This window comes from Caballeronia sp. BR00000012568055 (assembly GCF_029439455.1).
GTDB lineage: Bacteria > Pseudomonadota > Gammaproteobacteria > Burkholderiales > Burkholderiaceae > Caballeronia.
On record NZ_JAQFVG010000307.1, the window covers coordinates 98162 to 113578 of the forward strand.

Sequence of the window (15417 nt, forward strand, 5' to 3'; positions counted from 1 at the left end):
GCAACAACGCGTATGTTCGCTGGAGCGCTTCATCATGCTAGGGCGAATCGGCGTGGCCATTGCCATTGCATTTCTCAAGTTTCTGGCGATCATCCCTTATGGCATCACCGCGCGTTTCGGTGATGGTCTCGGCTGGCTGCTGTATCAGATTCCCAGCCGGCGCAGACGCATCGTACATACGAACCTGAAACTGTGCTTTCCCGAGTGGTCCGATGAGAAACGCGAGGACATCGCGCAGAAGCATTTTCGGCATGCCATTCGAAGTTATGTCGAACGAAGCGTGCAGTGGTTCGGCTCGGCAAAGAAGCTCGAAAAGCTGATTCAACTCGACAGCGCCGTCGATCTCACCGATCCGGATTTGCCGCCTACGCTGTTTCTCGGCTTTCACTTCGTGGGCATCGAAGCGGGATCGATCTTTCTGAATTACTCGCTGCATCGGCAATGCGGGTCGCTGTATCAGCCGTTTTCGAATCCGCAAGTGGAAGAACTGGCGAAGGCGCAGCGCGCGCGTTTCGGCGCGGATATGGCGAGCCGTGCGGACAGCGCGCGTATCGTCTTGCGATGGCTGCGTGATCGCAAGCCCGTGATGCTCGGCGCGGATATGGATTACGGCATGCGTAATTCCACCTTCGTGCCCTTCTTCGGCATTCCCACTTGCACGCTGACCGCCGTCGGCCGGCTGGCGAAGACGGGGAAGGCGCAACTGGTGCCGTTCATCGGTGAAGTGCTGCCGAACTACAAGGGTTATCGGCTGAAGATTTACGAGCCTTGGCAGAACTACCCTTCCGGCGATGACGACGCCGACGCGCGCCGCATGAACGCGTTTCTCGAAGAGCACATTCCCGAAATGCCCGAACAGTATTACTGGGTGCACAAGCGCTTCAAGACGCGGCCGCCTGGCGAACCGGGCTTTTATTGATGACGATGTCGCGCGCAAGTCAGCCCCGCGCGACTCACATACAATACCGGCCATGAAACTCAAATTCACCAAAATGCAAGGCGCGGGCAACGACTTCGTCGTGCTCGACGGCTTTTCGCAAGCGCTCGATCTGAGCGCCGCGCAGGTTCGCGCGCTCGCCAACCGGCACTTCGGCGTCGGCGCGGACCAGTTGCTGCTGGTCGAAAAGCCGACGGTGGATGGCGTCGATTTCAAGTACCGCATCTTCAATTGCGATGGCGGCGAAGTCGAACATTGCGGCAATGGCGCGCGCTGTTTCGTGAAGTTCGTGCGCGAGCGCGGGCTGACGGAGCAATCGAAAGTGCGCGTGCAGGTGCAAAACGGCGTCATCACGCTCTCCGTGCAGCCGAACGGCGAAGTGATGGTCGATATGAGCACGCCGGTTTTCGACCCGCCGCTCGTCCCGTTCGATGCCCGCAATCTCGAAGGCCGCAAGCAAGGCGCGGACACGCTCTGGCCGCTCGATGTGCTCGGCGGCACGAACTGGATCTCGGTCGTATCGATGGGCAATCCGCACGCCGTGCAGATCGTCGAGGATGTCGAAAACTATCCGGTGTCTACGGAAGGACCGCTGATCGAACGGCATACGCGTTTTCCGCAGCGCGTGAATGCGGGTTTCATGCAGATCGTCGATCGACATTCGGTCAAATTGCGCGTGTTCGAGCGCGGCGCGGGTGAAACGCTCGCGTGCGGCACGGGCGCATGCGCGGCAGTGGCCGCAGGCATCCGGCGCGGTGTGCTGGACTCTCCAGTACGCGTCGATACACACGGCGGAACACTTACGATCACTTGGGAAGGCGCGACGGACGAATCCGCGTCGCTCTTCATGGCAGGACCCGCGACGACGGTTTTCGAAGGCGAGATCGATCTCGATCGCCTCGCAGATCGTGCCTGATCTTGCCTGACCGTGCCTAACGCAATCACATCATCATGAATCCACGCGAAGTCGCCGACTATCTGCTCGACAATCCCGATTTCTTTGCCGAGAACGCCGAGTTGCTCGGCAGTATCCGGCTGTCGAATCCGCATGGCAAAGCGGCCGTGTCGCTGCAAGAACGCCAGATGGAAATGCTGCGCGACAAGAACAAGCAGCTCGAACGCCGTCTGGCGGAACTGCTGCGTTACGGTCACGAAAACGACAGCATTTCGAGCAAGTTCAATCGATGGACCGTGCGCGTGATTTCGCAGCGCGATCCGTACACGCTGCCCGCGACCATCAGCGAAGGTCTGTGCGATGTCTTCGATGTGCCGCACGCCGCGTTGCGCGTGTGGGATATCGACGAGGCCTTCCGTCAGGCCGACTTCGCGCGTCAGGTTGGCGAGGAAGTGCGCATTTTCGCGACCAGTCTCGATGCGCCGTATTGCGGCGCGAACACCGGCTTCGCGGCGGCGCAATGGCTGGGGGCATCGAATTCGGCGTCGGCGGTTTCATCGAGCAACGCAAGCGATGCACAAGCCGAAATCCAGTCCGTCGCGTTGATCGCATTGCGTGATCCGCAAGGCGGTCCGGATGCGCCCGTGTTCGGTCTGCTCGTGATGGGCTCACCGGATCCGCGCCGCTTCCACGATGGCATGGCGACCGACTTTCTCTCGCAGATCGGCGCGTTGTCGAGCGCGGCGTTGTCGCGCTTGCTGCCGCATTAAAAAATGTCCGCCGACAACATCGCCGACTATCTCGCGGTCCTCAAGGATCAGCGGAAGTTGTCCGAGCACACGTTGCGCGGCTATACGCACGAACTGAGCGAACTGCGCGCGCTCGCCAAAGCGCGTCCGCTCGAAACGCTGGTCGCCGCCGATATTCGTGGCGCGGTGGTGCGCGCGCACGCGGCGGGTTTATCGTCGCGCTCGATTGCGCATCGCTTGTCGGCGTGGCGGGCGTTTTATCGATGGCTCGCGGAGCGCGTGGAAATGCCCGCGAATCCGGTCGCGACCGTACGCGCGCCCAAACGCGCGAAAACGCTGCCAAAAGCCCTATCCGTCGATGACGCCAAACAGCTCATGGACGCCCCGCTCTCGGATTCCCCCGAAGCACTCCGCGATCACGCCATCCTCGAACTGTTCTACTCGTCGGGGCTGCGACTGGCGGAACTCGTCGGTATCGATATTTCGCAGAACAAGGCATCGCTGGGTTGGCTGAATCTGGATAGCGCGGAAGTCACCGTGCTCGGCAAAGGCAAGCGTATGCGCACGGTTCCGGTCGGCAGCAAGGCGATCGATGCCTTGCGCGCGTGGATCGCGGTGCGCGATCAGTTCGTCAAAGCCGATGCATCGCCGCTGTTTCTGTCGTCGCGGGGAAATCGCATGGCGCCGGGCGTGGTGCGCGAACGCGTCAAACGCATGGCGCTGATGGCGGGCATTCCGTCGAACGTGCATCCGCACGTGCTGCGGCATTCGTTCGCCACGCACGTGCTGCAATCGAGCGGCGATCTGCGCGCGGTGCAGGAGTTGCTCGGCCACGCCAACATCACGGCGACGCAGATTTATACATCGCTCGATTTTCAACATCTGGCCCGCGTCTACGACTCGGCGCATCCGCGCGCGAAGAAGCGCGATTAATCTTCCGGCGCTTTGAACAGAGCGCTGCATCGAAGCATCTGAAGAAGTAAAGAAATGAACACCATCACGCTCAAACCGGCGAAGGAAAGGTCTTTGGTTCGCCGCCATCCGTGGGTTTATGCGAACGCCATCGCGCGTATCGACGGCAATCCGACGCCGGGTGCCACGGTCACCGTGCGCGCCGCCGACGGGCGCTTTCTGGCGCGCGCATCGTACAGTCCGCAATCGCAGATTCGCGCGCGCGTCTGGACGTTCGATGAAACCGAGCCCGTCGATCACGCGTTCTTCAAGCGCCGCGTGCAGCGCGCGGTCTCGCATCGTCAGTCGATGGTGCGCGATACGGGCGCGACGCGCCTGATCTTCGGTGAAGCGGACGGCTTGCCGGGTTTGATCGTCGATTACTACGTCGCGGATGAAGGCAAACACGCGCAACTCGTTTGCCAGTTTATGGCGACGGGCGTGGAGTCGTGGAAGGACGCGATCGTGCAGGCGCTGATCGCCGCGACCGATTGCCCGAATGTCTACGAGCGCTCGGATGTATCGATCAGGCAGAAGGAAGGGCTGGAGCAGACCGTCGGCGTGCTCGCCGGCGCGCCGCCCGCCGATACGCTTATCACCAACGAGTGCGGCGTGCGCTATCACGTCGATGTGCGCAATGGCCATAAAACCGGCTTCTACGTCGATCAGCGCGATAACCGCGTGCTGGTCGCGCAGCACGCGCAAGGCCGCGAAGTGCTGAATTGTTTCTGCTACACGGGCGGTTTTTCGCTGGCCGCGCTCAAAGGCGGCGCAACGCGCGTGGTGTCCGTCGATTCATCCGGCGAAGCGCTGTCGCTCGCGCGCGAGAACGTCAAAGCCAACGGCTTCGACGCCGAAAAAGCCGAATGGCTCGACGCCGATGCCTTCAAAACCCTGCGCCGTCTCTACGACGAAGGCCAGCGCTTCGACCTGATCGTGCTCGATCCGCCGAAGTTCGCGCCATCGAAGGAAACCGTGGATCGCGCGGCGCGCGCGTACAAGGACATCAATCTGAGCGGCTTCAAGCTGCTGCGTCCGGGCGGCCTGCTGTTCACCTATTCGTGTTCCGGCGCGATCGATTCGGACCTGTTTCAGAAGATCGTCGCGGGCGCGGCGGCGGACGCGCGGGTCGATGCGCGCATTCTCAAGCGGCTTGGCGCGGGCGTCGATCATCCGCTGCTGACGGCGTTTCCGGAAGGCGAGTACCTGAAAGGACTGCTGTTGCAAATCGCCTGAACGGCCCAATCTAGGCGCGAAAGCATCGGCTTTGCAAATATGTTTCAATAGCCGATTAAGCGCGACTCCCGATTTCAAAGGAACACCATGATTCCCGTAACCATCCTGACCGGCTTTCTGGGCAGCGGCAAAACCACGCTGCTCAAGCGCATCCTGAACGAGCAACACGGCATGAAGATCGCCGTGATCGAAAACGAGTTCGGCGAAGAGAATATCGACAACGAAATTCTCGTGCAGGAGACGAACGAGCAGATCATCCAGATGAGCAACGGCTGCATCTGCTGCACGATTCGCGGCGATCTGGCGCGCGCGCTGGAAGACCTGGCCAACCGCAAGAAGACCGGCACGCTGGACTTCGACCGCGTGGTGATCGAAACCACCGGCCTCGCGAATCCCGGCCCGGTGGCGCAGACGTTCTTCATGGACAACACCGTTGCCGACGAATTCCTGCTCGACGCCATCATTACGCTGGTGGACGCCAAGCACGCGAACGCGCAGCTCGATCAGCACGAAGTCGTGCAGCGGCAAGTTGGTTTCGCGGACCGTCTGTTCATCACCAAGTCCGATCTCGTTTCCGCCGATGAACTCGAGGCGCTGAAGCATCGCGTGCTGCATATGAATCCGCGCGCGGCCATCCGCGTGGTGAATTTCGGCGATGCGGATATCAAGGAAATCTTCGATCTGCGCGGCTTCAATCTGAATTCGAAGCTGGAGATCGATCCGGATTTCCTCGCGGAAGACGATCACGATCACGATCATGACCACGCTCACGGTCACGATCACGACGATCACGATCATTCCACCTGCGGTCACGATCACAGTCATGACCACGAGCATGGTCATGGCCACAATCATCATCACGCGCATCACGACGACAAGATCAAGTCGTTCGTCTATCGCAGCGACAAGCCGTTCGATCCAAACCGTCTCGAAGATTTTCTCGGCGGCATCTTGCAGATTTACGGCGAGCGTCTGCTGCGTTACAAGGGCGTGCTGTATATGAAGGGCGTCGATCGCAAGGTTGTGTTTCAGGGCGTGCATCAGATGATGGGCAGCGACCTCGCGGGCAAGTGGATGCCGATCGAAAAGAAGAACAGCAAGATGGTGTTTATCGGTATCGAACTGCCGCAGGATCTGATTACCGATGGACTCAACGCCTGCCTCGTGAAGTAAGCAAGCGAGATATTGGTTGGCACGCATCTCGCTCTATCGGCGGGAAGCGGTTAATGAAAAATGTGGAAAATGCGAAAACGCCGCCGATGGGGAAACGACAAGCCCCGCGCGCGGCGTTTTTCATCGTTGTTTTTCATTACGCATGTGTAATCGCGACCACCAACTGACATCGCTTTTTGCACGTTGAGGCGTTATATTTTTGACATTCCGGCACAAATTGACAGGGTTTTCCTCCTTGTCGCCGGAAATTGCGGTTCAGTTACAATACAGCCCCACTGGAGAAGGGCAGTTCCAAAGGCCGCGCGTCCTTGAGCGCAACGCCGGCGGATACAGGAGAAGGGATGTCCTGACGGGACGATGTCGAGATTCACCGGGGGAAGGCGAATCGAAGGCAGAGCACCGGGGCCGGAAAATGCGAGTCGTGCAAACGATTCATCACGTCCGGAGCATCATCCAATATCGGTTTCCAGAGGAGTTCGGCCCCGCATCGGCGTTTGCGTGATGCCTAGCGCGAAGCCAGAAGCGTCGCATGCGGGTCACGCAGTCGCGGGCGGTGCGAAGACATCGCCTTACATTGAAGAAGCAAGCAGATGACAACGAAACTCTTGACCGAAGCCGAAATCCTGAAGATGAGCGAGAAGGACTATATGAACGAGGAACAACTCGCCTTCTTCAAGAACCGGCTCGAACAGTTGCAAGCGGACATTCTGAAGAATGCCGGCCAGACGACCGAGAACCTGCGGGAAACGGTGATCGTGCCGGACCCGGCGGATCGCGCGACCATCGAGGAAGAGCATGCACTGGAACTGCGCACGCGGGACCGCGAGCGCAAGCTTCTGAAGAAGGTGCAGCAGTCGCTCGCGCGAATCGATTCCGGTGATTACGGCTGGTGCGAAGAAACCGGTGAGCCGATCGGCATTCCGCGTCTGATCGCCCGTCCGACCGCCACGCTCTCGCTCGAAGCACAGGAGCGCCGCGAACTGCGTCAGAAGCTGTTCGGCGACTGAAGCACGGCGAGCGGACCCACGTCGCGGGACCGCCCGCAACGGGGAACGCGCCGCCGCGAAAAAGCTGTGGTTTCTGAAAAAGGCACACGTCGGACGTGTGCCTTTTTCATTTCTGCGTGTTCCGTGTGCAGCGAATCGACGCGCGCATCTTGATAAATCCGCCGACGCCCTAAAATAAACTGGACGCGCCTCGCGGAAGCATTGAATCGCTTGAAAACCGCGAGCCGCGTGCGCGGCGCCGTCCGCTCGACGGAACCCCGCGCCGTGCACCCCATCGAATTCTCGACTGCCTGGCGATACTGCGCCTCGCACTCCCCGTTTTCTCAAGGAACGCACATGGAACAATTTCACGGCACGACCATCGTCTCCGTGCGACGCGGCGACAAAGTCGCGTTGGGCGGCGATGGTCAGGTGACGCTCGGCAATATCGTCATGAAAGGCGGCGCTAAAAAGGTGCGCCGCATTTATGGCGGCAAGGTGCTGGTCGGCTTCGCCGGCGGCACGGCCGACGCGTTCTCGCTGCTCGACCGCTTCGAAGCGAAGCTGGAAAAGCATCAGGGCAATCTGACGCGCGCGGCGGTCGAACTCGCCAAGGACTGGCGCACCGACCGCATGCTGCGTCGGCTGGAAGCCATGCTCATTACGGCCGATAAGGACACCACGCTGGTCATCACCGGTAACGGCGACGTGCTCGATCCCGAACACGGCATCGCGGCGATCGGTTCGGGCGGCGCTTATGCGCAGGCCGCCGCGCAGGCGCTGATGGAAAACACCGAGCTTTCGCCGCGCGAGATCGTCGAAAAGTCGCTGACGATTGCGGGCGATATGTGCATCTACACCAATCACAATCGCGTGATCGAGACGATCGAGTAAAGGAACCCAGCGATGACCACCATGACTCCCTCCGAAATCGTCTCCGAACTCGACAAACACATCATCGGCCAGGGCCGCGCGAAGAAAGCGGTCGCGGTCGCGCTGCGCAATCGCTGGCGTCGTCAGCAAGTGGCCGATCCGCTGCGCCAGGAAATCACGCCGAAGAACATTCTGATGATCGGGCCGACGGGCGTCGGTAAGACCGAAATCGCGCGTCGTCTGGCCAAGCTCGCGGATGCGCCGTTCATCAAGATCGAAGCGACCAAGTTCACCGAAGTCGGCTATGTGGGCCGCGATGTGGACAGCATCGTGCGCGATCTGATCGAGATTTCGGTGAAGCAGACGCGTGAATCGGAGATGAAGAAGGTTCGCACCAAGGCCGAGGATCGTGCGGAAGATCGCATTCTCGATATTCTGCTGCCGACGGCGCGCCCGGTCGGTTTCAACGCCGCCACGGACGTGACCAGCGAAGGCGACAACACCACGCGTCAGACTTTCCGCAAGCGTCTGCGCGAAGGCGCGCTCGACGACAAGGAAATCGAGCTGGACGTGGAGCAGCCGCAAACCGGCATGGACATCATGGGGCCGCCGGGCATGGAAGACATGACCGAGCAGATTCGTTCGATGTTCGCGAATATCGGCGGTGGCAAGAAGACGCGCCGCAAGGTGAAGGTGAAGGAAGCGTTGAAGTTGCTGACCGATGAAGAAGCCGGCAAGCTGCTCAACGACGAAGAGGTCAAGAGCCGCGCGGTGCAGAACGTCGAGCAGAACGGCATCGTGTTTCTGGATGAGATCGACAAGATCGCGTCGCGCAGCGAGGTGGGTGGCGCGGAGGTATCGCGCGCGGGCGTGCAGCGTGATTTGCTGCCGCTGGTCGAAGGCACGACCATCAACACCAAGTACGGCATGATCAAGACCGATCACATCTTGTTCATCGCCAGCGGCGCGTTTCATCTCGCCAAACCGAGCGATCTGATTCCCGAACTGCAAGGCCGCTTTCCGATTCGCGTCGAACTGGATTCGCTGTCTGTGCAGGACTTCGAATCGATTCTGAACCAGACCGATGCGAGTCTCGTGAAGCAATACAAGGCGTTGCTGGCGACCGAAGGCGTGGAACTCGATTTCGCTGAAGACGGGATTCGTCGTCTGGCCGAGATCGCGTATTCGGTGAACGAGAAGACGGAGAATATCGGCGCGCGGCGGCTTTATACGGTGATCGAAAAGCTGCTGGAAGAAGTGTCGTTCGCGGCGGGCAATCACGCGGGCGAGCCGGTGAAGATCGATGCCGCGTATGTGGATCGCGCATTGGGCGATGTGGCGCAGGACGAAGACTTGTCGCGCTACGTGCTTTGATGTTTGGCGCGTGACTACAAAGAACCGGGCATCGAACGATGTCCGGTTTTTTTTACGCCCTCACGCTGAGCACGGGCGAAAAAAAACCCGCCTAAGTTGGCGGGTTGAATCCATATCAGGAGGAGACATGGAGGAGACAGTTCCAATACTACACAGCTCCTTGATGCGACGCAATACAAATTTGAGTATAAACCCCAATGGCGTCAAACTGTGGTATCTGCGCGTCACCCGTCAGGAAACCGTAAGAAAAGCGCTCAAATGACAGCGCAAGAAACGGCGCGTAACCTGATCGGCATGGCTCTACAGTGGACTCGTACCCAAAAGCCATCGAGGCCATCATGAACATCGCAGAAACCAGCCACATCGCTCCGCACTTCGAATCCGACGACGACCGCTGGCAAGCCGTTACCGCACGCGATCGGAACGCGGACGGCGCATTCTTCTTCGCTGTACGCACAACGGGCGTGTTTTGCCGGCCATCGTGTGCATCGCGGGCGCCGCGCCGGGAGAACGTGGAGTTCTTTATGACGACGCAGGCAGCCGAGCGCGCGGGGTATCGTCCGTGCAAGCGGTGTCAGCCGACGAGTCTGCCGCGCGAACTGGCGATCATCGAGCGCGCCTGCAAAGTGCTCGACGCCGATCCGCAGCAGCGCATGACACTCGCGCAATTGAGCGATGCCGTCCACATCAGCCCGTTCCATCTGCAACGACTGTTTTCGCGGATCGTCGGGATTTCGCCGCGTCAGTATCAGGCGGCGCAGCGCGCGGGCGTGTTGCGCGATGCCCTTCAACGCGGCCGCGACGTAACACGCGCCACGCACGATGCGGGTTTCGGCTCGCCATCGCGTATGTACGAAGCCGCGCCGGCGGAACTTGGCATGACGCCATCGGACTATAAGCGCAAGGGCGCGGGACTCACGGTCCGATACACCACCGCCGATACCCCGCTCGGCACCGTGTTGATCGCAGCGACGGACAAAGGCGTCTGCAAGATCAGCTTCGGCGACGATTCGACCACGCTCATCGATCAACTCGCGGTGGATTTCGCGCAGGCCGAACGCGTCGAAAATGCTCGAGCGATGGAGCCGTTCGTCGCGCAAGTTCGTGCGTATCTCAGCGGCACGCGCGAACGCTTCGATCTTCCGCTCGATATCAACGCCACCGCGTTCCAGCGCCGCGTATGGGACGCGCTGCGGCAGATTCCGTATGGTCAGACGCGCAGCTATACGGATATCGCTGAAACGCTCGGGTCGCCGCGCGCGGTGCGGGCCGTGGCGAACGCGTGCGGATCGAATCCCGTGGCGCTGGCGATTCCGTGTCATCGCGTGATCGGCAAGGATGGCGCGATTGCGGGATATCGCTGGGGACTGCATCGCAAGGAAACGCTGCTGGATACGGAGCGCAAGACCGCGAAGACAAGCTGATCTTTCATCGTCTGCTCTAACCAAACGTCCGCCGTCGCAAGACGCGCGGACGTTTTGCCTTGTGCGTTTCTTGCTGCAAACCGCCCGGCAAATCCACGTAAAAATCCCGCAAACCCACGTCAACGTTAGGCTCAAGCACATCCATTACCGAGATGTTAAAGTGCCCGCTACCCTAAGAATCCGAGCAGCGCGATCAGCACTACGCTTCATGCCAAACAACAATTCCACTCCCCTCGAAGCCCGCCAATCCGGCACGTACGAACGCCGTCTGGCCGCGCTCGCGTCCGGTCCACATGCCGATGCGCTGCGTCAGGGCTTGCGCGGCATCGAGAAAGAAAGTCTGCGCGTGACGCCGCAAGGCACGCTCGCCATGACGCCGCATCCGCGTTTGTTCGGCTCGGCGCTGACGCATCCGTACATCACGACTGATTATTCGGAAGCGCTGGTCGAACTCATCACGCCCGCGGAAAAGGATGTCGCGCTGACGCTGGAATGGCTCGACAAGCTGCATCGATTTGCGCACGCGCATATGGGCGACGAATTCCTCTGGAACGATTCGATGCCCAACACGTTGCCACCGGATCAGGAGATTCCGATCGGCTATTACGGCACGTCGAATATCGGGCAGTTGAAGCAGGTGTATCGGCGTGGCTTGTCGCTGCGTTATGGGCGCACGATGCAGTGCATCGCCGGGATTCACTACAACTATTCGCTGCACGAAAACGTGTGGCGCGCGTGGCAGGCGCTCGATCCGTCCAGCGCGCAATCGGCGCAGGATTTTCAGTCGGAACGATACTTCGCGCTGATCCGCAATTTCCGCCGCACGAACTGGCTGCTGATGTATCTGTTCGGCGCATCGCCTGCGCTGAACAAGCGCTTTGTCGCGGGCAAGACGCACGCGCTCGAATCGTTCGATGCGGACACGTTCTATCTGCCGCACGCCACCAGCCTGCGCATGAGCGATCTCGGTTATACGAACAATCCCGCGCAATCGGATTTGCTGCCGAGCTATGACAACCTGAACGCCTATGTCGATGTGCTGGCGAAAGCGGTGAGCAAGCCGTACGCGCCGTACGAAGCCATCGGCACGCAGCAGAACGGCGAGTGGGTGCAGATCAACACCAACGTGTTGCAGATCGAAAACGAGTTCTATTCGACCATTCGGCCCAAGCGCGTGACGCAGTCGGGCGAGCGTCCGTTGCATGCGTTGGCGCAGCGCGGCGTGCAGTACATCGAAGTGCGTTGTCTGGATATCGATCCGTTCGAGCCGACCGGCATTTCGCTCGAAACGTCGCGCTTCATGGACGGCTATCTGCTCTATTGCGCGCTCGAAGACAGCCCGATGCTGCCGCACGATGCGAGCGTCGAAGCAAACGGCAACTTCAGCGCGGTCGCCAAGGAAGGCCGCAAACCGGGGCTGACGCTCAATCGCGAAGGCAAGCCCGTCACGCTCACGCAATGGGCCAACGAATTGTTCGATGCCATCGCGCCCGTCGCCGCCACGCTTGACACACTCCACGGCCACACTGAGCATACGGACGCGCTGACGGCCCTGCGCCCGCGCATCGCGGATGCGTCGCTGACGCCGTCGGCACGCGTGCTGCAAACCATGCGCGACAACGGCCAATCGTTCGATGCCTTCGCGCTCGGCCTCAGCCGCGAACACGCGAAGAACTTCCTCGCGCGCCCGCTTTCGGCCGACGAAGAACGCGAGATGAAGGCGCTCGCGGCGAAATCGGTCGAAGATCAGGCCGCCGTCGAACACGCCGATACCGAATCGTTCGATGCGTTCGTCGCGTCGTATCGCGATTATCACAACGGCTGAGCGCAGCTATCGCACGTTTTTCCGCGTGTGCGCCGCCGCGCGCCGGCAAGTGTTACCCGTTTTTGCAACAGACCGAAACGTGCGGAAACATCGCCCGTTTGGTCGTGTCCAAAATTGGTGACTTATCCATGAATTTCGGGGAAACGATGCGAATCAAACTCACAGGCGCAACGTTAGCGGCATCGCTCGCGCTCGTTTTGCTGACTAGCGGCTGTGCGTCGCAAGATCAGGTCAGCAGCACCACGATGGAACAGGCCACGCAGCCGCTCACGTGCATGAGCAAGGCCGAATGCGATGCGTGGTGGGCGCGCGCGCAAGTCTGGGTGACCAATCACTCGGAGTACAAGCTTGAAACGGTGACGAACTCAATCATTCAGACGGCGGGACCGTCGAGCAGCAAACGCGCGCTGGCTTATCAGGTGACCATGACGCCGACGAACGAAGCGACCGCGACGATCGGCTTTGCGGCGCATTGCGATCATCCGCTCGGTTGCGAGCCGGGTCCGTGGCAAGCGGGCGCTGATTTCAAGCAGTTCGTGCGCAATGGTCCATCGACGGCGCGTTACGTGACGCCGCAAGCGCAGACGCCCGCGCCGAGCGCCGTGCAGGTCAATCCGATTCCAACGCCGATGCCGCTCAATCTGGAAAGCCAGCCGGGACAATCCGGCCAGCAACTCACGCCACAGTAAGGGCTAGTGTCCCATCGAAGCTGATGCGCCTTTCTTCGGGCGCGTCAGCCACACCATCACGGCGAGCACGAGAAACGCGTAACAGGAAATGCGGAAGAAATCGTTGGTGGACATCATGTACGCCTGCGCCGTCACCACGCGATCCATCTGCGCCGTCAACGCCTGACCCGACAACCCGAGCCCTGACAACGTATCCGAATACGCGGTCGTAGCCGGCGCGTACGCACTGACCGATTCCGTCAGCCGCGCGTGATGGCGAATCATGTCGTTTTCCCAGAACGTCGTACTGACCGCCGTGCCGATTGCGCCCGACAAAGTCCGCAGAAAATTCGATAAACCCGCCGCGCCCGCCAGCCGATCGTCGGTGACGCTGGATAGCGTGATGGTGGTCATCGGCACGAAGAACGTCGCCACGCCGATGCCCTGAATCAAACGCGGATAGATGATGCTGTGGAAAGGTGTATCGAGCGTAAAGGTCGAGTTCCAGTACGACACGAACGCGAACACGATAAACGCCGTGCTCGCCACCACGCGCAGATTCATGCGATGCATGTTCTGCCCGATCATCGGCGAGAGCACGAGAGCGAGAATGCCGACCGGCGCCGTGGCGAGACCCGCGAGCCACGGCGTATAACCAAGCACGGTTTGCAGCCACAACGGCAACACGACCACCGAGCCGAAGAACGCGAGAAAGCCGAGCGACGTGATGAGCACGCCCATCGCGAAATTGCGGTCGCGGAACAGCGATAAGTCGATCACCGGCTCCTTCTCCGTCAACTCCCACGCAAACATGAACGCGAGCGATACCGCCGAGATAATCGCCAGCGAGACGATAAAGGTCGAGTTGAACCAGTCGCGATCCTTGCCGAGGTCGAGCATCATTTGAAGCGTGGCGACGCCGATCACCAGCAGCGACAGCCCGACGGCATCGATCCGTTGCTTGGTCGTTTTCGTCTCATGTCCGCGCAACAGAAAATACGCGATCACCGCCGAAAAAATGCCGATCGGCACGTTGATGTAGAAGATCCACGGCCACGTGTAGTTATCCGTGATGTAGCCGCCCATCACCGGCCCGAAGATCGGCGCGACGATCACGGTCATCGCCCAGAGGCCGAGCGCGAGGCCGCGCTTCTCCGGCGGATAGCTGCGCATGAGGATGGTTTGCGACAGCGGGACCATCGGTCCGGACACGAGTCCTTGCAGCAGCCGAAACCCGATCAGCGATTCGAAGTTATGCGCAAACCCGCACAGCGCCGATGCCACCGAAAACAGCAGCACGGAAATGGTGAACAGCTTCACCTCGCCGACGCGGCGCGCGAGCCAGCCCGTCAACGGCACCGCAATCGCCGATGCCACCGAGTACGACGAAATCACCCACGTGCCTTCGCTGGTCGCCACGCCGCGGCTGCCGGAAATGGTCGGCACCGCCACATTGGCGATGGACGTGTCCAGCACTTCCATAAAGGTGCCGAGCGCGAGGCCCATCGTCAGAAGGGCGAGCACGCCGCCGGTCAGCGGGCGCGGCGCGGGCGGCGCTGCGACTGCGCCGGGTGTCGTCGTTGACATCGTGATCTCTCCGGATGCGCTGCGAAGGCATCGGTTTTTCCATGTCGTGGCATTCTCTGCCCAGACAGATATTTTCGCAAATTTTTGTCAGAGAATTACTTCAGAAGCAATCAATCGTCTTCGTCGTCTGCGCAGCCGCCGCATTCATCCGCAGGCGTGTTGCCGATGATCCGCGCCAGCAATCCGGTCAGCGTATCCAGTTCCGCACGCGTGAATCCTTGCAGCTGCTCGTTCAGCACCGCCGCGCCGATTTGCGGCAAGCGCGCAGCGGCATCGCGGCCGCGCTCGGTCAGACTCAGTTCGACGATACGACGGTCCGCGTCGCTCCGCGTTCTGCTTAGAAAGCCCTTCTTTTCCAGCCTGTCGAGCATGCGCGTCATCGATCCGCTGTCGTAAGACATTTCGCGCGATAACTCCTGCGGCGTGCGCGCGCGTCCAGACGCGAGCATCAACACTACGCCAATCTGTCTGGACGTGAGATCGAGCGGCTTCAACGCCACATCGGTTCGCGCGACCAACACGTTGCGCGCCTTCGACAGGTAATAGCCGAGGCTGGATTCGAGTTGAATCGTGGCCGGGTCGTAGAGCGGTTCTGAATTCATCTTGCCGGGGAGCGTCCCGCTTTTGCAACAGTTCTAAAAATGCAATCGCCAGTATCTTGAAAACTACTTGCATAGTCAATATTATTTGAAGTATTCACTTACGCGCACGATGCGCCGCCTCGGACCGTTCCGGATCC

14 protein-coding genes are annotated in these 15417 nt (G+C 60.3%); 12 read left to right on the plus strand and 2 right to left on the minus strand.

Going from position 1 to position 15417, the window contains the following annotated elements:
• Positions 1 to 34 precede the first annotated feature (34 nt).
• The 12 genes from P7F28_RS21620 to P7F28_RS21675 all read left to right on the plus strand — a co-directional run bounded on the left by P7F28_RS21620 (position 35) and on the right by P7F28_RS21675 (position 13112).
• On the plus strand, positions 35 to 919 hold the full coding sequence (locus tag P7F28_RS21620; protein ID WP_277186720.1) for a lipid A biosynthesis lauroyl acyltransferase: 885 nt from the start codon (positions 35 to 37) through the stop codon (positions 917 to 919).
• A gap of 52 nt (positions 920 to 971) precedes the next feature.
• Positions 972 to 1853, plus strand: a complete 882-nt coding sequence (gene dapF / locus P7F28_RS21625; protein WP_277186721.1) for a diaminopimelate epimerase — start codon at positions 972 to 974, stop codon at positions 1851 to 1853.
• 35 nt (positions 1854 to 1888) lie between these two features.
• The gene (locus P7F28_RS21630; protein ID WP_277186723.1) at positions 1889 to 2602 is read left to right on the plus strand and encodes a DUF484 family protein; all 714 of its coding nucleotides are present in this window, start codon (positions 1889 to 1891) and stop codon (positions 2600 to 2602) included.
• Positions 2603 to 2605: 3 nt separating this feature from the next.
• On the plus strand, positions 2606 to 3514 hold the full coding sequence (gene xerC, locus P7F28_RS21635; protein ID WP_277186724.1) for a tyrosine recombinase XerC: 909 nt from the start codon (positions 2606 to 2608) through the stop codon (positions 3512 to 3514).
• A 54-nt stretch (positions 3515 to 3568) separates the two neighbouring features.
• Complete coding sequence (locus tag P7F28_RS21640; RefSeq protein ID WP_277186726.1) at positions 3569 to 4768, plus strand: class I SAM-dependent rRNA methyltransferase; 1200 nt, start codon at positions 3569 to 3571, stop codon at positions 4766 to 4768.
• Between the two features lie 87 nt (positions 4769 to 4855).
• Positions 4856 to 5941: a GTP-binding protein gene (locus P7F28_RS21645; protein ID WP_277186727.1), complete on the plus strand. Its 1086-nt coding sequence runs from the start codon at positions 4856 to 4858 to the stop codon at positions 5939 to 5941.
• A 590-nt stretch (positions 5942 to 6531) separates the two neighbouring features.
• A complete protein-coding gene (gene dksA, locus P7F28_RS21650; RefSeq protein ID WP_277186728.1) occupies positions 6532 to 6948 on the plus strand; it encodes an RNA polymerase-binding protein DksA in 417 nt (138 codons plus the stop codon).
• Between the two features lie 336 nt (positions 6949 to 7284).
• A complete protein-coding gene (hslV, locus tag P7F28_RS21655; protein WP_277186729.1) occupies positions 7285 to 7821 on the plus strand; it encodes an ATP-dependent protease subunit HslV in 537 nt (178 codons plus the stop codon).
• A gap of 12 nt (positions 7822 to 7833) precedes the next feature.
• Positions 7834 to 9174, plus strand: coding sequence for an ATP-dependent protease ATPase subunit HslU (gene hslU / locus P7F28_RS21660; RefSeq protein WP_277186730.1), 1341 nt, complete (start codon positions 7834 to 7836; stop codon positions 9172 to 9174).
• A gap of 338 nt (positions 9175 to 9512) precedes the next feature.
• Positions 9513 to 10598, plus strand: coding sequence for a bifunctional DNA-binding transcriptional regulator/O6-methylguanine-DNA methyltransferase Ada (gene ada, locus P7F28_RS21665; RefSeq protein WP_277186731.1), 1086 nt, complete (start codon positions 9513 to 9515; stop codon positions 10596 to 10598).
• A 208-nt stretch (positions 10599 to 10806) separates the two neighbouring features.
• Positions 10807 to 12423, plus strand: coding sequence for a glutamate--cysteine ligase (gene gshA, locus P7F28_RS21670; protein WP_277186732.1), 1617 nt, complete (start codon positions 10807 to 10809; stop codon positions 12421 to 12423).
• A gap of 146 nt (positions 12424 to 12569) precedes the next feature.
• Complete coding sequence (locus P7F28_RS21675; RefSeq protein WP_277186733.1) at positions 12570 to 13112, plus strand: hypothetical protein; 543 nt, start codon at positions 12570 to 12572, stop codon at positions 13110 to 13112.
• Between the two features lie 3 nt (positions 13113 to 13115).
• Here P7F28_RS21675 and P7F28_RS21680 read toward each other — a convergent pair whose 3' ends face one another.
• Together P7F28_RS21680 and P7F28_RS21685 are read right to left on the minus strand one after the other, a co-directional pair.
• The gene (locus tag P7F28_RS21680) at positions 13116 to 14678 is read right to left on the minus strand and encodes a DHA2 family efflux MFS transporter permease subunit (RefSeq protein ID WP_277186734.1); all 1563 of its coding nucleotides are present in this window, start codon (positions 14676 to 14678) and stop codon (positions 13116 to 13118) included.
• A 110-nt stretch (positions 14679 to 14788) separates the two neighbouring features.
• Entirely contained in the window at positions 14789 to 15280 is a 492-nt protein-coding gene (locus P7F28_RS21685) for a MarR family winged helix-turn-helix transcriptional regulator (protein ID WP_277186735.1), read from the minus strand.
• Positions 15281 to 15417 lie beyond the last annotated feature (137 nt).